Annotated in this window: 22 protein-coding genes; 6 read left to right on the top strand and 16 right to left on the bottom strand. The window is 75.1% G+C overall.

The window, feature by feature from the left end; genetic code table 11:
• Positions 1 to 22: 22 nt before the first annotated feature.
• The 7 genes from CBP52_RS12685 to CBP52_RS12655 form a co-directional block, all read right to left on the bottom strand.
• Positions 23 to 727 carry a DUF2510 domain-containing protein gene (locus CBP52_RS12685; protein ID WP_094181259.1) on the bottom strand — a complete coding sequence of 235 codons (705 nt, stop codon included), beginning with the start codon at positions 725 to 727 and terminating at the stop codon, positions 23 to 25.
• Positions 724 to 1,665 (bottom strand): hypothetical protein, encoded by a 942-nt coding sequence (locus CBP52_RS12680; protein ID WP_094181258.1) that lies wholly within the window; start codon positions 1,663 to 1,665, stop codon positions 724 to 726. Before CBP52_RS12680 ends, CBP52_RS12685 begins: the two co-directional genes overlap by 4 nt.
• Positions 1,666 to 1,723: 58 nt before the next feature.
• The gene (locus tag CBP52_RS12675; protein WP_232514477.1) at positions 1,724 to 2,425 is read right to left on the bottom strand and encodes an anti-sigma factor; all 702 of its coding nucleotides are present in this window, start codon (positions 2,423 to 2,425) and stop codon (positions 1,724 to 1,726) included.
• Between the two features lie 7 nt (positions 2,426 to 2,432).
• Complete coding sequence (locus CBP52_RS12670; RefSeq protein ID WP_094181256.1) at positions 2,433 to 3,113, bottom strand: RNA polymerase sigma factor; 681 nt, start codon at positions 3,111 to 3,113, stop codon at positions 2,433 to 2,435.
• Complete coding sequence (locus tag CBP52_RS12665) at positions 3,110 to 3,787, bottom strand: class F sortase (protein WP_094181255.1); 678 nt, start codon at positions 3,785 to 3,787, stop codon at positions 3,110 to 3,112. The genes CBP52_RS12670 and CBP52_RS12665 overlap by 4 nt, the downstream gene beginning before the upstream one ends.
• 3 nt (positions 3,788 to 3,790) lie before the next feature.
• Positions 3,791 to 4,624: a DUF4397 domain-containing protein gene (locus CBP52_RS12660; protein WP_094181254.1), complete on the bottom strand. Its 834-nt coding sequence runs from the start codon at positions 4,622 to 4,624 to the stop codon at positions 3,791 to 3,793.
• Positions 4,625 to 4,727: 103 nt separating this feature from the next.
• Positions 4,728 to 5,351: a TetR/AcrR family transcriptional regulator gene (locus CBP52_RS12655; RefSeq protein ID WP_157732608.1), complete on the bottom strand. Its 624-nt coding sequence runs from the start codon at positions 5,349 to 5,351 to the stop codon at positions 4,728 to 4,730.
• A 73-nt stretch (positions 5,352 to 5,424) separates the two neighbouring features.
• Between CBP52_RS12655 and CBP52_RS12650 the strand changes: the two genes are divergently transcribed.
• Together CBP52_RS12650 and CBP52_RS12645 are read left to right on the top strand one after the other, a co-directional pair.
• Positions 5,425 to 6,369: an ABC transporter ATP-binding protein gene (locus tag CBP52_RS12650; RefSeq protein WP_094181252.1), complete on the top strand. Its 945-nt coding sequence runs from the start codon at positions 5,425 to 5,427 to the stop codon at positions 6,367 to 6,369.
• Positions 6,370 to 6,374: 5 nt separating this feature from the next.
• Complete coding sequence (locus tag CBP52_RS12645; protein ID WP_369826228.1) at positions 6,375 to 7,979, top strand: ABC transporter permease; 1,605 nt, start codon at positions 6,375 to 6,377, stop codon at positions 7,977 to 7,979.
• 206 nt (positions 7,980 to 8,185) lie between these two features.
• Here the strand turns inward: CBP52_RS12645 and CBP52_RS12640 are convergent, their stop codons facing one another.
• The 7 genes from CBP52_RS12640 to CBP52_RS12610 form a co-directional block, all read right to left on the bottom strand.
• Positions 8,186 to 8,632 carry an SRPBCC family protein gene (locus CBP52_RS12640; RefSeq protein ID WP_094181250.1) on the bottom strand — a complete coding sequence of 149 codons (447 nt, stop codon included), beginning with the start codon at positions 8,630 to 8,632 and terminating at the stop codon, positions 8,186 to 8,188.
• 77 nt (positions 8,633 to 8,709) lie between these two features.
• Entirely contained in the window at positions 8,710 to 10,152 is a 1,443-nt protein-coding gene (locus CBP52_RS12635) for a cellulase family glycosylhydrolase (protein WP_094181249.1), read from the bottom strand.
• Between the two features lie 145 nt (positions 10,153 to 10,297).
• A complete protein-coding gene (locus tag CBP52_RS12630; RefSeq protein ID WP_094181248.1) occupies positions 10,298 to 11,341 on the bottom strand; it encodes an NAD(P)/FAD-dependent oxidoreductase in 1,044 nt (347 codons plus the stop codon).
• 3 nt (positions 11,342 to 11,344) lie between these two features.
• Complete coding sequence (locus CBP52_RS12625; RefSeq protein ID WP_094181247.1) at positions 11,345 to 11,869, bottom strand: isoprenylcysteine carboxyl methyltransferase family protein; 525 nt, start codon at positions 11,867 to 11,869, stop codon at positions 11,345 to 11,347.
• Positions 11,866 to 13,014, bottom strand: coding sequence for a type III polyketide synthase (locus tag CBP52_RS12620; protein ID WP_094181246.1), 1,149 nt, complete (start codon positions 13,012 to 13,014; stop codon positions 11,866 to 11,868). Before CBP52_RS12620 ends, CBP52_RS12625 begins: the two co-directional genes overlap by 4 nt.
• A gap of 79 nt (positions 13,015 to 13,093) precedes the next feature.
• Positions 13,094 to 13,909 (bottom strand): UbiA family prenyltransferase, encoded by an 816-nt coding sequence (locus CBP52_RS12615; RefSeq protein WP_094181245.1) that lies wholly within the window; start codon positions 13,907 to 13,909, stop codon positions 13,094 to 13,096.
• Positions 13,910 to 13,965: 56 nt separating this feature from the next.
• A complete protein-coding gene (locus tag CBP52_RS12610) occupies positions 13,966 to 14,790 on the bottom strand; it encodes a tryptophan-rich sensory protein (RefSeq protein WP_094181244.1) in 825 nt (274 codons plus the stop codon).
• Positions 14,791 to 14,919: 129 nt separating this feature from the next.
• Between CBP52_RS12610 and CBP52_RS12605 the strand changes: the two genes are divergently transcribed.
• From CBP52_RS12605 to CBP52_RS12590, 4 genes are all read left to right on the top strand, one after another.
• Positions 14,920 to 15,312, top strand: coding sequence for a cupin domain-containing protein (locus CBP52_RS12605; protein WP_094181243.1), 393 nt, complete (start codon positions 14,920 to 14,922; stop codon positions 15,310 to 15,312).
• Positions 15,313 to 15,420: 108 nt separating this feature from the next.
• Entirely contained in the window at positions 15,421 to 15,663 is a 243-nt protein-coding gene (locus tag CBP52_RS12600) for a FeoA family protein (protein ID WP_094181242.1), read from the top strand.
• Positions 15,660 to 17,555, top strand: a complete 1,896-nt coding sequence (locus CBP52_RS12595; RefSeq protein WP_094181241.1) for a ferrous iron transporter B — start codon at positions 15,660 to 15,662, stop codon at positions 17,553 to 17,555. The genes CBP52_RS12600 and CBP52_RS12595 overlap by 4 nt, the downstream gene beginning before the upstream one ends.
• Positions 17,552 to 17,791 (top strand): hypothetical protein, encoded by a 240-nt coding sequence (locus tag CBP52_RS12590; RefSeq protein WP_157732607.1) that lies wholly within the window; start codon positions 17,552 to 17,554, stop codon positions 17,789 to 17,791. Before CBP52_RS12595 ends, CBP52_RS12590 begins: the two co-directional genes overlap by 4 nt.
• A 97-nt stretch (positions 17,792 to 17,888) precedes the next feature.
• Here the strand turns inward: CBP52_RS12590 and CBP52_RS12585 are convergent, their stop codons facing one another.
• On the bottom strand, positions 17,889 to 19,301 hold the full coding sequence (locus CBP52_RS12585) for an endo-1,4-beta-xylanase (protein WP_094181239.1): 1,413 nt from the start codon (positions 19,299 to 19,301) through the stop codon (positions 17,889 to 17,891).
• 90 nt (positions 19,302 to 19,391) lie between these two features.
• The gene (locus CBP52_RS18745; protein ID WP_369826227.1) at positions 19,392 to 20,087 is read right to left on the bottom strand and encodes a sigma factor; all 696 of its coding nucleotides are present in this window, start codon (positions 20,085 to 20,087) and stop codon (positions 19,392 to 19,394) included.
• Between the last annotated feature and the right edge of the window lie 20 nt (positions 20,088 to 20,107).

Genomic DNA, 20,107 nt, shown 5'->3' with positions numbered 1-20,107 from the left:
ACGACGACCGGGCTGCGCGGGCTCAGGCGTCGTCTCGTCTCGGCATCGGGATGCCTGCGGCCCGGCGGCGGCGTTCGAGGACCAGGCGGAACCAGCCGTCGGCCAGGCACATCGCGCCGAGCAGCGCGAGGACGAGCGCGACCGTCCCGCCGACGGCCGCGTCGCCCCATGCAGAGTCGGGCCAGGTCAGGAGCGTGACGACGACGGCGAACAGTGCCGCGAGCGTCACGACGGAGCCGACGACGAACGAGCGCTGCGACCAGCCGCGTCCCACGCCCCACAGCACCCCGAGCCACCGCACGTGCGCGAGTTGCGCCTCGGGCGGCGGACCCGCGACCCCGGCGGGCCGTCGTCGGCTCTCGAGGCGCCAGCAGAAGGACGCGTTGACCAGCAGCATCGCACCGCCGGTGAGGGCGACGAGCGTCACGGCCGCCGCCGGCAGACGCAACGCCCCGCCCTCGAGCGCGACGAGCAGCGAGACCCGCCCGCCGAGCAGCAGCAGCGTCCCGGTGACCACCTGGAGGACCGGTCCGCCGGTGCCGCCCCAGCGCAACCCCGCCCAGCGGACCCGGGTGGGGTGCGGCGTGGGCCGCACGTGCGACGACCACCGGTGCCCGTCCCACCAGCGTTCGCTCGCGGGGTCCTCGGCCGGGAACCACCCGGCGAGCGCCTCGTCCGGCGAGGGGACCGCGTCGTGCACCGCCCGCCCCGGTTCGCCGCCGCTCATGTCTCCAGGCTGCGTGACGCCGGGCTCGTCGGGAGGTCCGACGCACGGACGCCGTGCGCGATCGACGCCATCGCAGGGTGCTGCAGCAGCGCCTGCGGGCCGTACGCGGCGGCGACGACGACCACGGCGACGAGCGGCGCGTGCTCGCCCCAGAGCATGACCGGCGCGCAGTCCCGGTACTGGCAGACGATGCCGCGGCGATCGGGGTCGGGGTACACGGCGGTCAGGCCGCCATGGTCGAAGCTCAGCCACTCGCCGTGACGCTGCACGACGAGGCGCCGGTCGCTGACGACCAGGCGCACGCTCTGGTGCTCGCGCCACTGGGCGACGGCCTGGCGCAGCGCGGCCGCGCGTGCACCGGCGTCGAGCAGGGCGGTCGTGGCCAGCCCCGCGGCGACGAACGCGGGCCGCCCCGCGTACGCGGCGACCGTCTGCGGGACCTGGACGGCGGTGCCGTAATACCGGGCGTACCCGATCGGCACGTCGGCGTGGAAGGACTCGTCGTGCCACGGGACGACGTCCCACACCGTCAACGCAGGTGGTCGACCGCCGTGGACGATCGCCCGTGCGGCACCGACCGCCTGGTGCCAGGTCGCGGCCGCGCTCGCCTCGACCTGCGCTCGACGCTCCTGCTCCGCGAGCTCCCTGCGGGTGAAGCGCCCCGCCCGTCGCCGGGCCTCGCGCTTCAGGCGCGCCGCCTGGACCACGGCGGTCACCAGGAGCGCGAGCGGCGCCAGGAACGTGACCGCGATCAGCGTGAGCACCCCGAGCGCGTACGGCAGGCTCGGGTCCTCGGGCGCCCCCGTGCTGATCGGCTCGACGACGGCGAGCATGACGACGAACAGGACGGGCGCGCCGAGCAGCGGCAGGAGCCAGCGCAGATGACGGCGACGGCGCGTCCCCCCACGGGGTGCCTGGTCCTGCGGCGTCTGTCGCATGCCGGGGAGCGTACCCGCCCGGTATGCCCGGGTCCGGGCGCCTGTGGACGGGCGGGCGTCAGGCCTTGAGGGCGCCGCGGACGATCGAGTCGCCCGAGTGGGCCGGGTCGCCGTCGAACTGCTCGAGCGACACGTCGACCACCGAGAACTCGTCGAGGTCGAGCCCCGCGGGCAGGTCGAACCGGCCCGTCGAGCCGGTGAGCGTCCCGAGGCTGACGAGCCCGCTCACGTCCGGCCGCAGCAGCCACACCTCGCGGAAGCCGTCCTCGTCGTCGCCGTCCTGCACGTCCACGACGAGGACGCGCTCACCGTCCTGGCCGACCTCGACGCGTGCGGTGCCCTCCGCGGACCAGCCGGGCAGCGGGTCGAGCGCGGCGGACGCGACGACGGTCTCACCGCCGCCGGTCCGCGACTGCGTCCACGCGACCCCCACGCCGCCGATCAGCACACCCGCGGCCGCGGCCCCGGCGACCCAGCCCCACGCGAGGCGGCGCCGCGGCAGGGGCACGACGACGTCGGCGTCACCGGATGCCCCGGCGTCCGACGAGGCGGGCGTCAGGCCGAGCTCGGCCTCGATGCGGTCCCACACCTGCGGCGCGGGCGCGACGAGCGGCCCCTGCGACACCCGCGCGAGCGACACGACGCCACCGAGCGCCGCGACCTCGGCCGCGCACCGCTCGCACTGCTCGACGTGCGCACGCTCGTCGGGCGACGCGGCGTCCTCCCCGAGGGCGAGGAGGGCCAGCACGTCGTCGTCCACGTGCGACTCATCCCACGGCACCGTCCACCTCCCATCGGTTGCGCAGCCGGGCGAGACTACGCCGCACGTGGCTCTTCACGGTGCCGAGCGGCAGGTCCAGCCGGGTCGCGATCTGGTCGTGCGTCAGGTCCTCGTAGAACGCGAGGCGCAGGATCGTGCGTTGCGGGTCGCCGAGCCTCTCGAGCTCGTCGGCGACGACCACGGCGTCGACCACGCGGTCGTCGTCGCCGCCCACGGTCGCGGGGGCGACGGGTGCGGCGGCGGCCAGGCGCTGGTCGCGCGAGCGCCGCTCGTGCGCATCGGCGACGGCGTGCCGGGTGATCCCGAGGAGCCAGGCGGGCAGCCGCGCGCGGGTGGGGTCGAACCGGTGCCGGCCGCGCCACGCCTCGACGAACACCTGCTGGGTGACCTCCTCGGCGTCCGCGACGGTGCCGAGCGAGCGCAGCGCGACGGTGTGCACGAGCGTCGCCCACCGCCGGTAGGCCTCACGGATCGCGTCCTCGTCGCCCGCGGCGAACGCGGCGCCGAGCTCGTCGACGCCCTCACCGTCGGGGTCGGGTGGCGACGGGACGGCGCGCAGCGGTGCGCCCGTGCGCTCCTGACCGCCACCTGCCACGCAGCTCTCCCGGTACGTCGTCGTCCCCGTGGGCGCGTGCCGCACGGCCGTGGGCACCGCCGTCGTCGTCATGGTCGGTCGGCCACCGGTTCGGCGGTGACCACGACGTTGTCGCTGTAGTGCCCGATGTCAGCCTGCCACGTCCCGCCGCAGGTGACGAGGACGAGGCGGGGCGGTCCGCTGCGGGCGAACCACACGTCGAGCGGCGCGGAGTCCTTGGGGATCTTCTCGACGCCCGTGACGCGGTACCGGTGCGCGGTCCCGTCGGCGTCGGTCACGGTGACCGTCGCGCCCGGCGGGACGTCCCGCAGCCGGGCGAACGGGCCGATCCCGGTGAGGCGGGAGTCGACGTGCGCGGCGACGAGCGTGTTGCCGTCGTCGTCCGCGGGGACGGGGCCGAACCGGTACCAGCCGGCCTCGCCCGCGTCCTCGGGGATCTCCATGGTCCCGTCGTCGAGGACCCCGACCGGCACGACCGGCATGTCGAGGTCGACGTCGGGGACCGCGAGCCGCACCGGCGCCGCGCGGACCTCGGGCGCCGGTGCGGTCGCGTCCCGGACCGGGACGTCGGACAGCGCTGGGGACGGCGCTGCCGTGGTCGGTCCGGGTGGCGCCGACGACACCGGGCGCGCGACGGGCTCGGGCACGGGCGGCTCGGAGGTGCAGCCCGCGAGCAGCCCCGCGGCGAGCACGCCGGCCAGGGCGCCGGGGAGGACCCCGGCCGGCGTGCGGTGTCGTCGTGCCATGGGTCAGCGCGTGGCGGTCGCGTGCCGGCGGACGGCGACGAGGCCCGTGGCGCCGAGGACGGCGATGCCGGCCAGCGCGTACGGCCACACGGCCGCACCCGGCTCGTCGGCCGCGAGGCCGAGCTCACCGGCCTGGACGGCGCCCGGGTCGCTGTGCAGCCCGTCGATGGTCTGCGTGGCGAGCGCGAGCGTCGCCGGGTCGGACGTCGCCGAGCCCCACGCGTAGACGATCGTGTTGGTGCCCTCGGTGACGTTCACGTCGGCCGGGCCGAGCAGCGCGGGCTCCGTGGTGCCGGCGGCGACGACGCTCGCGGAGACCGTCCCGGCGGGCAGGTCGAGGACCTTCTCGTCGGGGTTCTCGAGGCCGGAGATGACGGCGTCGCCGCCCGCGAGGACGTCGACCGCGGGTGCGGCGGCCACGTGGCGCACCGTGAGGCGGCCCTCGCCGGCCTTGGTCGCGGACGTGTCGTTGGTGAACAGCGTCGCGGTCGGCTCGCCCGACGCGTCGAGGTGCGCGACGGCCGTGTAATTGGTGCCGGCGGCGAGCTCGAGGTCGACGGGGCCGATCGCGGGGTCGCTGTCGTCGGCCGCGTCGGCCGCCGTGATCGCGACCGTGTACGTCCCGGCGGGCAGGTCGAGCGGCCCGGCGAGCTTGCCCGGCTCGAAGTCGTCGAGCGTCAGCTCACCGTTGACGTACACGTCGACGGTGAGGTCCGGGACGCCGTGCAGCACGGACAGCGCCGCGTCGTCGGCGGCGGAGGCGGGACCTGCGGTGAGGGCGACGGCGGCGAGACCGAGGGCACCGGCTGCGGTGCCGGCGAGGAGTCGAGTGCGCATGGTGCGTCCTTCCGGGAGCGGGCGCCGGGTTGGCGCCTGACACCCCTTCTTCCGGCCGAGGTCCGGGTTCGGATGCACCTCGCGCGGATTTCTTCCCGACGAGTCACGCCGGGCGAGGCGCGGGCGGCGGTGTCACCCGGCCGCGCTCGAGGCTCGCCGCGACCGACGGCACGAGCTGCGCGGTGAACTCGTCACGCGTCAGCGCGTCGAACGCGGGCATCCGCACGACGTACCGGATCAAGGCCGCGCCCAGGAGCTGGCTCATCGCGGTGACGACCGCGACCGGCTCGAACCGGTCGCCGAGCGCACCGGCGATCCGCTGCTCGAACGCGGTGCGCAGCGCGTCGGCGGCCGAGTCGGTGGTGGCGATCGACATGAGCATGGCGCGCACCTGGGGGCCCGTCAGGGGGGACTCCCACATCTCGACGTAGGCGCGCGTGAGCCGCTCGGGCACCTCGTCGACCGGTGCCTGCAGCGCGCCCAGCAGCGTGCGCAGGCCCTCGACGGGGAGCTCGAGCGACGCGGCGAACAGGTCGTCCTTGCTCGAGAAGAAGTGCATGACGAGCTTGGGGTCGACGCCCGCGGCCTGGGCGATGCCGCGGATGGTCGCGCCCGCGAAGCCGCGTTCGGCGAACTGGTCGCGGGCCGCCGCGAGGATCGCGTCGCGGCCGCCGGGGAACTTCTCGCCGCGACCGCGTCGGCGGGGGGTCGAGGCGTCGGTCGTCACGTCCGCAGGGTACGCGCGGCGCCGCATATCCACACCTGTTGATTTGCGGCGGCGGCGTGGGTACGTTCGGCTCATGGGCGCTGAGGCAGTCATCGAGATCGAGGGACTCACCAAGTCCTTCGGGCGGTTCCCCGCGCTGCGCGGGTTGGACCTGCGCGTCGAGCGGGGCGAGGTGCACGGCTTCCTCGGCCCCAACGGCGCGGGGAAGTCGACGACGATCCGCGTGCTGCTGGGCCTGCTGCGCGCGGACTCCGGCACCGTGCGGCTGCTCGGCGGGGACCCGTGGGCGGACGTCGTCGCGCTGCACCGCCGCCTGGCGTACGTCCCCGGCGACGTGTCGCTGTGGCCCGGCATGACGGGCGGCGAGGCGATCGACCTGCTCGGGTCCCTGCGCGGCGGCCTCGACGAGCGGCGCCGCGCCGAGCTCGTCGAGCGGTTCGAGCTCGACCCGACCAAGCGCGGCCGGCAGTACTCCAAGGGCAACCGGCAGAAGGTCGCGATCGTCGCCGCGCTCGCCTCGGACGTCGAGCTGCTCGTGCTCGACGAGCCGACCAGCGGCCTCGACCCGCTCATGGAGAACGTGTTCCAGGAGGCCGTCGGGGAGGCGACGCAGCGCGGCGCCACCGTGCTGCTGTCCAGCCACATCCTCGCCGAGGCGGAGGCGCTCGCGGACCGCATCAGCATCATCCGCGACGGGCGCGTCGTGCGGTCCGGCACGCTCGCGGACCTGCGCGGCCAGACGCGCACGACCATCCACGCGACGCTCGCGCGCGCGCCCGGGCACGACGAGCTCGCCGGGCTCGGGGACGTGCGCGTCGACGGGGACCGGCTCACCGCGACCGTCGAGTCCACGCGCGTCGGCGCGGCGATGGCCCTGCTCACACCGCTCGGGCTGACGTCGCTGACGGTCGCGCCACCGTCCCTCGAGAGCCTGTTCCTGCGGCTGTACGGCGACGACGAGCGCGCGTCCGACGAAGCCGCGTCCGACGAGGCCGTGCCCGACGAGCGCGCACGATGACCGCGGTGAGCGCACCGCGCGCGGGCAGCCTCGTCGGGACGCGTCCGCTGCTGCACGCGACCATGCGCCACGACGGACGGCTGTTCGCGCCGTGGGTCCTGGTCGCGACCCTGCTGTCGACCTCGTCCGTCGTCGTCTACCCGTGGGTGTTCCCCGACCAGGCGTCCCGCGAGGCGCTCGCGGTGGCGATCGGCGCGAACCCCGCGCTGGGGCTCATCTTCGGCCCGGCGTACGACCTGTCGACCGCCGACGGGTTCAACGCGTGGCGCACGCTCGCGCTCGGCGGCTTCCTCGTCGCGCTCGGTGCGGTCTTCGCGGTCACGCGCGCCACCCGCGCGCAGGAGGACTCGGGGCAGGCGGAGCTGCTCGCGTCCGGTGTGCTGGGCCGCTCGTCGCGTCTCATGGCGGGTGTCGCGCTCGCGCTCGTCGGGTCGCTCGCGGCCGGGCTCGTCGCGGGGGTGGCCACCGGGCTGTGCGGCGGTGCGTGGTCGTCGTCGCTGCTGCTGGGCGCGACGTACACCGCGACAGGCTGGATGTTCGCGGGGGTCGCGGCCGTCACCGCGCAGGTCGGCTCGGACGCACGCACGGCGAGCGCGCTCGCGGTCGGCACGCTCGGGACGCTGTTCCTGCTGCGAGGCTTGAGCACCTCGCTCGACGCGCCCGCGTGGACCACGTGGGCCAACCCGCTGGGCTGGACGCTGGAGACCCGCCCTGCGACCGGCGACCACTGGGCGCCGCTGCTGCTGACGGTCGCGTTCACGGTGGCCGCCGTCGGTGCCGCGTTCGCGCTGCAGGCCCGGCGTGACTTCGGGCAGGGGATGCTCGCGCAGCGGCCCGGCCCGGCGCGCGGCACCGCACGCACCCCCTGGCGGCTCGCGGTCCGGGTCAACCGCCCGTCGCTGCTGACGTGGACGTGCGTGTTCGTCGTGCTGGGCGTCGTGTTCGGGCACTTCACGACGTCGATCGAGGACCTGCTCGCGGGCGAGCCGGCCGTGCAGCGCATCCTCGCCGCCGGGGCCGCGAGCCCCGCCCAGCTCACGGGCGCCTTCGTCCGGACCGTGCTCAGCCTCGTCGGGATCATCGCGTGCGTGCCCGGCGTGCAGGTGCTGCTCCGGGTCCGCGCGGAGGAGCTCGAGGACCGCGTCGAGCCCGTGCTCGCGGGCGCCGTCGCGCGCACCCGGTTCTACGCGAGCCACGTCCTGCTCGCGCTCGGCACCGTCGCGGTGCTGGTGCTGCTCGCCGGGACGGTCGTCGCCGTGCTCGCGGGCGGGGCGGACATCGGGGTGAGCACCCGCGACGTGCTGGTGCAGGCCGCGGCGACCGTGCCCGCGGTGTGGACCGTGGTGGCCCTCGCGACGGCGCTGGTCGGCGCGCGACCCGCGGCCAGCCGTGCCGCGTGGGCGGGGGTGCTCGTCTCGTTCCTGCTCACGCTGCTCGGGCCCACGTTCGGGCTGGACGACTGGGTGCTCGGCATCAGCCCGTTCTGGCACGTCCCCACCGTCACCGCCGGCGACCCGGACTGGACGGGCCTGGGTTGGCTCGCCCTCGTCACCGCGGGCCTGGTGACGGTCGGCCTCGCCGGCTTCCGCCACCGCGACCTCGCCCGCTGACCGCGCCGGAGCTCGTCCGGGGCCCAGCGCGTGCGGGGCTCAGGGCGTGCGGAACGGGGCGAGCGTCGCGCGGATCGCGTCCGCCGTGCCCCAGTCGGGATCGAACTGCGCCACCACGGCCAGCGCTCATGGTCGTGCCGAGCAGCCCCCACGCACGACGGTGGGGCCGACCGTGCGGTCGACCCCACCGTGACGTGCGCCGGTCCTCAGACGGTGCCGCGCCAGGCGCCCGTCTCGACGCCGCGCGACTCGATGAACTCCTTGAACCGCTTGAGGTCCGCCTTCACCTGACGGTCGTCGGCGCCGACGACCGCACCCGCCTTCTCGACGAGCGTCTCCGGCTCCCACGCGGTCTGCACGCGGACGCGGGTCTGCGTCGGGCCGAGCGGCTCGAACGTCACCTGCCCGACGTGCGTCGTGCCGTCGATGCTCTGCCAGGCGACGCGCGTGTCGGGCGTCTGCTCGACGATCTGCGCGTCGAACTCGCGCTCGACGCCACCGATGGACGTACGCCAGTGGGTGAGGGTGTCGTCGACCTGCCGGACCTCCTCGACACCTCCCATGAACTCCGGGAAGTCCTCGAACTGCGTCCACTGGTTGTACGCGGTGCTGATCGGGACGTCGACCTCGACGGACTCGTCGATCGTGGCCATGGCGTGCTCCTTCCGTGGTTCGCACAGGGGGACCCGACCACGCTAGGTCGGGTCCCCCGATCGCGCGCGGCGAGCCGTCAGCTCGTCGGGAAGCTGTCCGCCGTCATCACCCGGCTGCGCACGAACTGGCCGGACTGCGACAGCCGCGAGGTGCCGTAGTCGGAGCCCGAGCAGGTGCCCGCCTGGAACGCCGCGCTGGACTCCGGGGCGTCGGAGAACGTCCAGTTCACGTGGCTGATCTTCAGCGAGTCGAGCAGGTCGAGCCACGTGCGCGAGCTCGCGAGGTCCACCGTGCCGCCGCCGGTCGCGCTCGTCGTGCCCCACTCGCTCACGAACAGCGGGAGCTTGCCGGCCGCGGTGCGCACCTCGTTGCGGTGGTTGTCCTGGTGGGACGCCGCGTAGAAGTGGAACGTGTACATGATGTTGTCGAACGGCACCGGGTTGGCCACGATCTCCGCGGAGCTCGAGCCCTCCGAGACGCCGAGCGACGACCAGGCGCGGGTCCCGACGAGGATCACCGCGTCGGGGTCGGCGGCCCGGATGATCGGGATGACCTGGCTCGCGTAGCTGCGGATGCCCTGCCAGGAGACGCCGTTCGGCTCGTTGGCGAGTTCGTAGATGACGTTCTTCTTCGCGGCGTTGCGGGCGGCGACGCTGCGGAAGAACGTCTTGGCGTTGTCCAGGTTGACGTTGGGGTCACCGGGCGTGAGCGTGTGGAAGTCGACGATCGCGTACATCCCGCGCTGCTCGGCCGCGTCCACCAGGCTGTTCACCTGCGACGTGAAGCCGGACGGGTTGGTGACGTAGCCGTCCTCGTTGACGTACATCGCGATGCGCAGCACGTCGGCCTTCCAGTCCTCCGCGAGCGTGGTGAGCGACGCGTTGTTGTAGCAGCCGGGGAACCACTGCAGGCCGTGCGTGCTCACGCCGCGCAGCTGGATCGGCTTGCCGTACTGGTTGCACAGGTTCACGCCGCAGACCCGCAGCTGGCCGTTGACCGCCAGGGGCGTCGTGCCCGTGGGCGGCGGCGGGGTCGTCGTCGTGGGGGTGGGCGTCGGTGTGGGGGTCCGCGTGGGGGTCGGCGTGGGCGTGGCGGTCGGGGTGGTGGTCGCGCCCGTGCACGCGACGCCGTTCACGGTGAACGCCGTGGGCTTCGGGTTGGCGCCGGACCACGACCCGTTGAAGCCGAAGCTCGTCGACGCACCGGTGGCGAGCGTGCCGTTGTAGCTCGCGTTGCGGGCGGTGACGGCGGTCCCGGACTGCGTGACGGTGGCGTTCCACGCCTGCGTGACCTGCTGGCCGGACGCGTACGTCCAGCCGACGGTCCACGAGTCGAGGCGGTCGCCGAGGTTCGTGACCGTGACGGCGGCCCCGAACCCCCCGCCCCACTCGCTGGTGACGGCGTAGTCGACCCTGCAGCCCACGGCCGCCTGGGCCGAGGACGCGGTGACCGCCCCGATGCCGGCCGTCGCGAGCAGGGACGAGAGCACCAGGGAAGCTGACTTGAGACGCGCGGACATCGATCTCCTCGTCGTTGAAGGACGTGCCGGGCGGCGGGGGTGCCGCCACGACACTCGTCGCCCCGCGAGTGTGGTCCTGCGCCGGGGTGGCAGGCTCGCCGAGCGGGGGGTCTCGAATCGATTTGGGCGGCGAGGTCGGACCGGCTCAGCGGGCGAGGCGGTCGACGATCGCGCCGTAGACGCGGGGCAGGTGGGCGGCCGCCGGGACGATCGTGCGGCGGGCCGGGGACGTCGCGGCGGCGACGAGGCCCGTGGTGAGCACGCGGTAGTCGCGGGTGGCGCGCGCCCACGCGCGCTCGTAGCCCGCGGGGTCGTCGAGGTGGCGGACCGCGGCGGCCGCCTGCGCGAGCCCGACGCGCAGGCCCTCGCCCGTGAGCGCGTCCACGTAGCCGGACGCGTCCCCGACGAGCAGCACCCGTCCGGCCGTGCGCGCGGTGGTGCGCTGCAGCAGCGGGCCCGCGCCGCGCACCGGACCGTCCGGCTCGGCACCGGCGAGGCGGTGCGCGAGCGCGGGGAGCGCGGCCAGGGTCGCGTCGAGGTCCGTGCGGGCGGGCCCGAGGACCGCGACGCCGACCAGCCCGGCGCCCACGGGCGTCACGTACGCCTCCGCGTGGGGCGCCCAGTGCACCTCGACCAGGTGGCTCCACGGCGCGACCCGGTAGTGCCGGCGCAGCCCGAACCGCCGACGCCCGTCCGCGCCCGCTCGTCGGACCGGGGCCTCGAGGCCCAGCAGCCGCCGGACGGTCGAGTGCAGCCCGTCGCACGCGAGCACGTGCCCGGCCCGCAGACCGTCGACCGTGACGCCGTGCGCGTCCTGCCGCACGCTCGACGCGCGCCCGACGACCACCTCGGCGCCCAGCGCCGCCGCGCGGCGGGCCAACGCGTCGTGCAGCACGGTGCGCCGGACGCCACGGCCCGTCCCGCGCGGGAAGCGGTGCTCCACGCGGCGCGTCGCGTCCACGTACGCGATGCCGGTCAGCTCGTACCCCTCGGGGTCCACCCCGAGCCGACGCACGGCCGTGAGCGCACCCGGCATGAGCCCTTCGCCGCACGCCTTGTCGACGGGCCCGGTGCGCGGCTCCAGCACCAGCACCGACAGCCCGGCGAGGCGCGCCTCGACGGCCGCGGCGAGCCCCACCGGTCCGCCCCCGACGACGAGCACGTCCGCGTCGAGACCTCCCGCGGGCACCGCTCAGGCCTGCCGCGCGTCCGCGAGCGCGCGCTCCTCGGCCGGGATCCGGAACCCCAGCAGGAGCACGGCGTTGAGCACGGTGAACGCGAGGGCCGTGACCCACGCGGTGTGCACGAGCGGCAGGGCGACGCCCTCCGCGACGACCGCGACGTAGTTCGGGTGGCGCAGGAACCGGTACGGGCCGCGCGCCACCAGGCCGCTGCCGGGCACGACGATCACGCGCGTGTTCCACTGGGGGCCGAGCGTCGCGATGCACCACCAGCGCAGCGCCTGCGCCGCGAGCACGACGACGAGCATGGGCCAGCCCAGCCACGGCAGGAACGGCCGGTCGGCGAGCGTGGCCTCCGCGACGCACGCGACGAGCAGACCGGTGTGCAGCGCGACCATCGCGGGGAAGTGCCCGCGCCCGCTCTCGCGCCCGCCGCGCTCGAACGACCAGCGCGCGTGCCGCGCCGACACGACGAGCTCGACGAGCCGTTCCACGCCCGTCGCCAGGACGAGCACCGTGTACAGCGCGAGGCTCATGCGGTTCCTCTCTCGTGGTCGTGGTCGTGGTCGTGGCCGTCGGACGGCCAGCGCAGCGCGACCAGCTCGACCCCCACGCCCGGCCCGAACGCGGCGGCCACGCCCAGCGCGCCCGGTGGCGGCGCGTCGGCCATGTCGTCGGCCATCGCGTCGGCCAGCACGTGCAGCACCGAGGCCGAGGACAGGTTCCCGGCCCGCGCGAGGTTCGCCCACGAGCGGGCGAGTGCGTCGCGCGGCAGCCCGAGGGCGTCCTGCACGGCCTCGAGGATCTTGGGGCCGCCGGGGTGCACGACCCACGCGCGCACGTCGTCGGGCACCGCGCCCTGCGCGGTGAGCAGCGCCTTCACGTCGTCGGCGACGTGCTCGCGCACCACCTCGGGTAGGCCGCCGGACAGCACGATCCGCAGCCCCGACGCCCCGACCTGCCACCCGAGCGCGTCGGCCGACCCGGGGTACAGCACGCTGCGCGTCCCGACGACGGTCGGCGCCCCGGCCCACGCGCGGCGCACCGCCTCCGACGCCCCGCGGGGCGCCCGGCGCCCGGCACCGGCCAGCACCACCGCCGCGCCGCCGTCGCCGAACAGCCCGCTCGCGACGAGGTTCGCGGTCGAGGTGTCGTCGCGCTGCAGCGTCAGGGAGCACAGCTCCACCGAGACGAGCAGCGCGACCTGGTCCGGGTGGCCCGCCAGGTGGTCGTGCACCCGTGCGAGGCCCGCGGCGCCGCCCGCGCAGCCCAGCCCGAAGCTCGGCAGCCGCGTGACGTCCGGCCGCAGGCCGAGCCGGGCGACGAGCATCGCGTCGATCGAGGGCGCGCCGACCGCGGTGACGGTCGTGAGCATCAGGTGGTCCACGTCGGTCGGCTCGAGGCCCGCGGTCGCGAGCGCTTCACGCGCGGCGCGCTCGGCCAGGTCGAGGCCGCTCGTGAGCGCGAGCGCGTTGGTCTCGTCGAAGCCGGTGAACGTGCGGTAGCGCTCGAGCGGCACCACCAGGTGCCGGGTGTCGATGCCCGACGAGGTGTGCAGCCGGCGCAGGACGGCGCGGCGCGCGGGGTCGTCGGTGAGGAGGTCCGCGAGCTCGTCGGCGATCCGTCCCTGCGGGTAGACGTGGTCCGGCAGCACGGGTGCGACCGCCACGATCCGGGACATGCCGGGATCGTCGCACGCATGTGCGCTGCCCGCGCGAGGGGGCGTGGCGGGGGTGGGCGCGCAGGTGCTCAGCCCGGGCTCAGCCCGTGGTCACCAGCACCGCGACGGTCACCGCGGCCACCCCGATCGCCGCGAGGAACGGGTACCGCCGGGAGGGCCGGCGGGCCGCCACCCAGGCGGCGCTCGCGGCGAGGGCCGCGGCGACGACGAGCGCGACGACGCCGAGCGCGGTCGCGCCGCCGGGCGTGCCGAGCACGACGAGGGCGGTGGCCGCCAGCAGCAGCGCGACCGCGCCGAGCGTGGTGCGGCGGCGGCCGAGCCGGTGCGGCAGGCCGACGACGCCGGTGGCCGCGTCGTCCTCGAGGTCGGGCAGCACGTTCGCCAGGTGCGCGCCCACGCCGAGCAGCGCCGCCGCGACCGTCGTGGTGACGGGCGCTGCGCGCGGCGGGTCGAGCGCGAGCGTCGCGACCGACGGCAGCAGCCCGAACGACAGCGCGTACGGCACCCAGGACCAGCGCGTGGCCTTGAGCCACAGGTTGTACGACCACGCGGACGCGACCGTCACCAGGTGCACGACGCCCGCGGCGGCACCCAGCGTGAACGACAGCACCACGCACGCGACGAGCGCGACGAGCGCGGCCGTGCGCACCGCGCGGACCGTGATGGCGCCGGTGGCGAGCGGCTTGTCCGTGCGGCCGACCGCCTGGTCGCGTGCGGCGTCGACCCAGTCGTTCGACCAGCCGATCGACAGCTGACCGGCCAGCACCGCCGCGGTGACCAGCGCGACGGGTGCGCCCACGGCCCACGAGTACGCCGCAGCGAACGCCGTCACGGCGAACGCGGGCGCGGCGTGCGCGGCACGCACGAGCGCCAGCACGCCCCGCGCCCCGACCATGCCCCACCCTGACACGCGCCCCACCACCCCCGCATCCGTGGAGTGGCAGGGGTTCGTCAGGGGCGGCGGGCGGTGAGGGTGGCGGCCAGGGTGGCGACGAGGGCGACGGCTGCGGCGACGAAGGCCGCCGTGGCGACCGTCTCGTCGACGAGCTCGCCGCTCGTGCGACCGATCCCGATCCACAGCAGCCCCCACGCCATGGCCAGGCCGACGGGGACGACGACCGTGGGCCGCCGGCGCCCGTACACGCCGTACGCGGCGGCCAGCAGCGCGGCGAGCGCGACCAGCACCACGGACCACCCGGTCGCGCCGAGGCCCAGGTCGCCGACCTCGGACACGGCGAGGAACGCGGCGGTGTTGGCGAGCGTCGCGACGCTCACCCACCCGGTGTAGAGCCCCATGGTCACGTCCGTGACGACCGAGGGCAGGGGTGCGGTCCGCTCGAGCCGCACCAGCCGCACGTACACCGCGGCCAGGACGACGAGCAGCGCGACGATCACGACGACGCTCGCACCGACCGACCCGGCCTGCACGACCCCGATCCACACCGCGTTGAGCAGCATGGTCGCGAGCACCCACCACGCGACGGCCCGCAGCCGCGCGTCGGCGGCGTACCTGGGAAGCGCCTGGACCACGGCGAACACCGCGAGGCCGGTGTAGATCACCGACCAGATCGCGAACGCGGGGCTGTCGGGCGCGACGGGCGTGGCGGTCGCCGACAGCGCGCCGTCCGCGGCCTCGGCGACGGGCTGCCCGCCGAACGCGCCGGACCCGAGCATCGCGCCGACGATCGCGACCACGGCCCCGACGAGCACCGTGATCTGACGGAAGCGGTCGCGCGACGTGGCGGCGCCGGCGGGTGCTGCGGTCATCGTCTCCATGGCGTCCAGACTCGCCGCTGACGGCGGGCGCGGCATCTCGAGCGGCGGGCGTCGTCTCGGCGCGCGGGCCGACGACGAGCGCTGCAGGATGACCAGGACCGACGACCGCCGACCGAGAGGTGAGGAACCGTGGAGCACTGGACGATCGCGACGACCGCGGAGCAGAGCCCGGACTTCCGCCGGGTGCTGTGGACCGGTCAGCACACGCAGCTCGTCATCATGACGATCCCGCCGGGCGGTGAGATCGGCGAGGAGGTCCACGAGGACACCGACCAGGTGCTGACGTTCGTCTCCGGCACGGGCCGGGCGATCGTCTCGGGTCAGGAGCGGAACGTCGCGCAGGGCGATCTCGTCGTCGTCCCCGCCGGGCGGACGCACAACTTCGTCAACACGGGCGAGAACCCGCTGATCCTCTACACGGTCTACGGCCCGCCCGAGCACGCGGACGGTGCGGTGCACGCGACCAAGGAGGAGGCGGACGCGGCGGAGGAGTCGGGCCAGGACGAGCCGCCGACCCAGTAGGCCGACCCATGAGGCCGACCTATGAGGCCGACGGCTAGGTCGTCGGGCGGGCAGGGTCGGGACCGAGGTCCCATGAGGTAAGGCTGCCCTGATCACTAGCGTCGGGGCATGGACCTGGCCGCGTGCGACCCCGGGTCGAGCGTCCGGGTGGTCCACGTGGACCTCGACGAGACCGCGCGGCGTCGGCTGCGCACGTTCGGCCTGGCCGTCGGTGCGGTGCTGCACGTGACGCATCGCGGCGGGTTCGGCGGCCGGGTGGTCGGCGTGGGTGCCGACCGGCTCGCGCTCGACGCGGGGACGTGCCGGCGCGTGAGCGTCGAGCCCGTGGCCCGGTCGGTGGCCGGCGCATGAGCTGCCACGACGACGGCCCGGCGCCGGCCGTCGCGGCGGGCGTCCTCGACGCGCCGCGGGTCGTGCTCGTCGGGAACCCGAACGTCGGCAAGTCGACGCTGTTCAACGCGCTCACGGGCGCCCGGCAGCGCGTCGTCAACGCACCCGGCACGACCGTCGAGCTGCACGAGGGCCGCTGGCGCGCGGGGGACGTGGACGTACGGCTCGTCGACCTGCCCGGCACGTACGCGCTGGACGCCGCGTCGCCCGACGAGCAGGTGGTGGCCGACGAGCTCGGGGACGGCGCCGCGGACCTCGTCGTGCTCGTCGCGGACGCGAGCGCGCTCGCGCGGTCCCTGCTGCTCGCGGGGCAGGTGGCGCGTGGCGCGGGACGCGACGGCGGGGGCGTGCCGGTGGTCGTCGCGCTGACGATGGGTGACGTCGCGCGGGCGCGGGGGCTCGGGCGGGCGGCCGGCCACCTGCGGGCGCGCCTGGGCGTCCCGGTGGTCGAGGTCGACCCGCGCACGGGCGCGGGTATGCGCGACCTGGCGGAGGTCGTCACTGCCGCGGTGCGCACGCGCCCGACCGTCACGCCGGTGGCGGGTGACGACGACGCGCTCTACGACTGGGTCGCGGACGTCCTGGCGGGACTGCCCGGGCCGGACCGCCCCGTGCGCACCTGGTCGGACCGCATCGACCGCGTCCTGCTCGACCCGCGGCTCGGCATCCCCGTGTTCCTCGCCGTCATGTGGGCGCTGTTCCAGCTCACGACGACGGTCGCGGCGCCCCTGGTCGACGGTGTGAGCGCGTTCGTCGACGGCGTGGTCGCGGACGCGGTGCGCAGCCGGCTGCCCGCCGAGTGGCTGCAAGGGCTCCTCGTCGACGGCGTGCTCGCGGGCGTCGGGACCGTGCTGTCGTTCGTCCCGCTGATGGCGCTGATGTTCGTCGCGGTCGCCCTGCTCGAGGACTGCGGGTACCTCGCGCGCGCGGCCTTCGTCGCCGACCGCGCGATGCGGGCGCTCGGGCTCGACGGGCGCGCGGTGCTGCCGCTCGTCGTCGGCTTCGGGTGCAACCTGCCGGCGTTGTCGGCCACGCGCACGCTGCCGCACGCGCGGGCGCGCCTGCTCGTCGGGCTGCTCGTGCCGTTCACGTCCTGCACCGCGCGGCTCACGGTGTACGTGCTGCTCGCCTCGGTGTTCTTCCCCGGTCACGCGGGCACGGCGATCTTCGTCATGTACCTCGCGTCGGTGCTGCTGGTCGTGCTCGGTGGCGCGGCCCTGCGGCACACCGTGTTCCGGGACCTCGTGCGCGAGCCGCTGGTGCTCGTGCTGCCCGCCTACCAGCGTCCCGGGCTGCGGGCCATCGCGGTGTCCGGCTGGGTGCGGGTGCTGGCGTTCGTGCGCAAGGCCGGGTCGATCATCGTGGTGACGTTGACCGTCGTGTGGCTGCTGCTGGCCGTGCCCGTGACGGGCGGGCACGCGTTCGGCGCGGTGCCCGTCGCGGACTCGCTGTACGGCCGCGCGGCGCACGCCGCCGCCCCGGTGCTCGGACCCACGGGCTTCGGGTCGTGGGAGGCGACCGCGGCGCTGGTCACCGGGTTCGTCGCCAAGGAGGTCGTCGTCGGGTCGTTCGCGCAGACCGCCGCCGTCGCCGAGCCCGACGACCCCGCGGCGCCCGGCCTGCTCGGCGAGCGGCTGCGCGCGACGTTCGACGCCTCGTCGGGCGGGCACGCCGCGGCCGCGGCCGCCGCGTTCATGTGGTTCGTGCTCGCGTACAGCCCGTGCCTCGCGACCCTCGCCGAGCAGCGCCGGCTCCTCGGCACGCGGTGGGCGGCGTTCGCGCTCGTCACCGGGCTGGTCGTCGCGTGGGTGGGCGCGGTGCTGGTGCTCACGGTCGGGAAGGCGCTCGCATGAGCGTGCTCGACGACGTCCTGACCGCCGCGCGCGCGGGTGCGACGCCCGACGCGATCGCCCGCGACCTGCACCTCGACCGCGGGCTCGTGGACGCCGCGATCGCACGGCTCGTGGCGCGCGGGGACGCGACCGCCGCGCGCCCCGCGCGGACCGGTCCGTCCGCCGCAGCGTCGGCGTGCTCGTCGTGCCGCCCGTCGCCCGCGTGCGCGGGTTGCCCCCTGGCACCCGCCCGCTGAACACCCCGCCCGCTGAGCATTCTGGACGCGACGACGGCGCCGCACCCGCAGGTGCGACGCCGTCGTGGGTCCGGCCCGTCGGCCGGGGGTCAGCGGCTCAGGCGCAGGTCACGGAGCCTGCGCTAGGAGCGCTGCCGTTGCCTACGAACCCGAAGGTCGTCGACTGGCCGGCGCCGACCGAGCCGTTGTACGGCGCGTTGGTCACCACACCGTTGGCGAGCACGCCGTTCCAGAGGTTGCTCGTGCTGACACCGCTGGGCAGCGTGACGCGCCAGCCGTTGATCGACGACGAGCCCGCCTTGACGGTCACGGTCGCCTGGTACCCGCCGGGCCACGCGTTCGCGATCGCCAGGCTCGCCGTGCACCGGCCCGTCGGGTCGGTCGGAGGCGTGGTGGGGTCGGTCGGCGGGGTGGTCGGGTCCGTGGGCGGGGTCGTCGGGTCCGTGGGCGGCGTGGTCGGGTCCGTGGGCGGCGTCGTCGGGTCCGTCGGGACGCCGCCGCGGTTCAGCGCGTCGAGCGTGGAGGTGTACGCGGCCTTCTTGTTGCCCGAGCCGTCGAACAGCAGCGGGGTACCCGAGGAGCGCCACGAGTCGGAGTCGCGCACGCCCCACACCGTGATGCCGGTGCAGGCCTTCACGGCGAGGCAGTCGGCGACCACGTTGGCGTACGTCTGGGCCTGCTGCTGGCCCGAGCCCTCGATGTCGAGCTCGGTGATCTGCACCTCGACGCCGAGCGCGGCGAAGTTCTGCAGCGTGGTCCGGTAGTTGCTCGGGTACGGGCTGCCCGAGTTGAAGTGTGACTGGAAACCGACGCAGTCGATCGGCACCCCACGGGCCTTGAAGTCCTTGACCATGTTGTAGACGCCCTGCGTCTTGGCCCAGGTCCAGTTGTCCGTGTTGTAGTCGTTGTAGCAGAGCTTGGCGCCCGGGTCCGCGGCGCGGGCCGCGCGGAACGCCGCCTCGATCCAGTCGTCGCCGGTGCGCTGCAGGTTCGAGTCGCGACGGCCGCCGCCGCTGTCCGCGTACGCCTCGTTCACGACGTCCCAGGCGTAGATCTTGCCCTTGTAGTGCGTCGCGACCTGAGTGACGTGGTTGAGCATCGCGTTGCGCAGCTGGGTGCCGGACATGTTCTGCATCCAGCCCGGCTGCTGCGAGTGCCACGCGAGCGCGTGCCCACGAACCCGCTTGCCGTTGTTGCGCGCCCAGTTCAGGATCTGGTCGCCGCTGGAGTAGCTGAAGTTGTTCTGCGACGGCTCCGTCGCGTCCATCTTCATCTCGTTCTCGGCCGTGATCATGTTGAACTCACGGTTCGCGATGGACGAGTACGTGCTGTCGTTGAGCTTGAACGCCGCGATGGCGGTACCGAAGTACCGGCCGCTCTCGGAGGCCGCGGCCTGCAGCGTGCTGCCGGCGGCCTGGGCGGGGATCGTCGTCGCGATGGTCGCGCCGAGCGTCACGATCGCGAGCGCGGACGCGATGCGCGCGCGTCTGGACATGGATGAGGGGGTCATCGTCTCTCCTAGGTCGGCCGTGGCCCGGATCCACGGTGAGCCGGTCGGCGAGGGTCACTCTTCGCCGGGACAATCCGACCGTCAACGAACCTAATCGTTTGCCGATTTCGCGCGGCTTTCCGATATCGAACCGCTTCGAGAGACCGTTCGACGACGTCTGTTCAGATCAGCGCGGGGAGGACGGCCGGGGCCGACGACGCCGCGCGCGCCACGTCCTTCGACGCGCGCCCGGGCAGCGACCGACGCGGCGATAGTGTCGCCGCCGCCCGTCAGGGCCGCGGCGCGGCGCCGCCCAGCTGGTCGCGCCGCCGGGTCAGGTGCGCCACCTCCGCGGTGTTGCCCGCCAGCTCGATCGCCCGCCCGTACGCCTCGCGCGCCTGCGCGCTGCGACCCAGTGGTCGTCTCCTGCACCAGGAAGGCGCGCGCGATCTCCGGCACGGTCAGCCCGCCCAGCCTCCGCAGCGTGAGCGCCACGCGCGCGTCCGGCGACAGCGCCGGGTGGCAGCACGTGAACACCAGCCGCAGGCGGTCGTCGTCCACCGCACCGAGCGGTGCGCGCTCGTCGTCGTCGAACAACAGCCGCGCCTCCTCGTGCTTGGCGTCGCGGTGCGACTCGCGCCGGACGCGGTCGAGCGCCTTGCGGGTCGCCGTCGTCGTCAGCCAGGCACCGGGCGTCGTCGGGACCCCGTCGCGCGGCCAGCGCTCGACGGCCGCCGCGAACGCCTCCGCGGCCGCGTCCTCGGCGACCCCCAGGTCGCCGAACCTGCGCGTGAGGGTGGCGACCACCCGCGCCCACTCCTGGTGGT

The organism is Cellulomonas sp. PSBB021, assembly GCF_002240455.1.
Lineage (GTDB): Bacteria > Actinomycetota > Actinomycetes > Actinomycetales > Cellulomonadaceae > Cellulomonas > Cellulomonas uda.
Note: the sequence above shows the minus strand (reverse complement) of the source record. Positions and strands in the feature narration are given on the sequence as shown.

Coding starts and splice junctions, on each gene's coding strand:
- CBP52_RS12685 (WP_094181259.1), bottom strand. CDS start 727: ATGAGCGGCGGCGAACCGGGGCGGGCGGTGCACGACGCGGTCCCCTCG.
- CBP52_RS12680 (WP_094181258.1), bottom strand. CDS start 1,665: ATGCGACAGACGCCGCAGGACCAGGCACCCCGTGGGGGGACGCGCCGT.
- CBP52_RS12670 (WP_094181256.1), bottom strand. CDS start 3,113: ATGACGACGACGGCGGTGCCCACGGCCGTGCGGCACGCGCCCACGGGG.
- CBP52_RS12665 (WP_094181255.1), bottom strand. CDS start 3,787: ATGGCACGACGACACCGCACGCCGGCCGGGGTCCTCCCCGGCGCCCTG.
- CBP52_RS12660 (WP_094181254.1), bottom strand. CDS start 4,624: ATGCGCACTCGACTCCTCGCCGGCACCGCAGCCGGTGCCCTCGGTCTC.
- CBP52_RS12650 (WP_094181252.1), top strand. CDS start 5,425: ATGGGCGCTGAGGCAGTCATCGAGATCGAGGGACTCACCAAGTCCTTC.
- CBP52_RS12640 (WP_094181250.1), bottom strand. CDS start 8,632: ATGGCCACGATCGACGAGTCCGTCGAGGTCGACGTCCCGATCAGCACC.
- CBP52_RS12635 (WP_094181249.1), bottom strand. CDS start 10,152: ATGTCCGCGCGTCTCAAGTCAGCTTCCCTGGTGCTCTCGTCCCTGCTC.
- CBP52_RS12625 (WP_094181247.1), bottom strand. CDS start 11,869: ATGAGCCTCGCGCTGTACACGGTGCTCGTCCTGGCGACGGGCGTGGAA.
- CBP52_RS12620 (WP_094181246.1), bottom strand. CDS start 13,014: ATGTCCCGGATCGTGGCGGTCGCACCCGTGCTGCCGGACCACGTCTAC.
- CBP52_RS12615 (WP_094181245.1), bottom strand. CDS start 13,909: ATGGTCGGGGCGCGGGGCGTGCTGGCGCTCGTGCGTGCCGCGCACGCC.
- CBP52_RS12610 (WP_094181244.1), bottom strand. CDS start 14,790: ATGGAGACGATGACCGCAGCACCCGCCGGCGCCGCCACGTCGCGCGAC.
- CBP52_RS12600 (WP_094181242.1), top strand. CDS start 15,421: ATGGACCTGGCCGCGTGCGACCCCGGGTCGAGCGTCCGGGTGGTCCAC.
- CBP52_RS12595 (WP_094181241.1), top strand. CDS start 15,660: ATGAGCTGCCACGACGACGGCCCGGCGCCGGCCGTCGCGGCGGGCGTC.
- CBP52_RS12590 (WP_157732607.1), top strand. CDS start 17,552: ATGAGCGTGCTCGACGACGTCCTGACCGCCGCGCGCGCGGGTGCGACG.
- CBP52_RS12585 (WP_094181239.1), bottom strand. CDS start 19,301: ATGACCCCCTCATCCATGTCCAGACGCGCGCGCATCGCGTCCGCGCTC.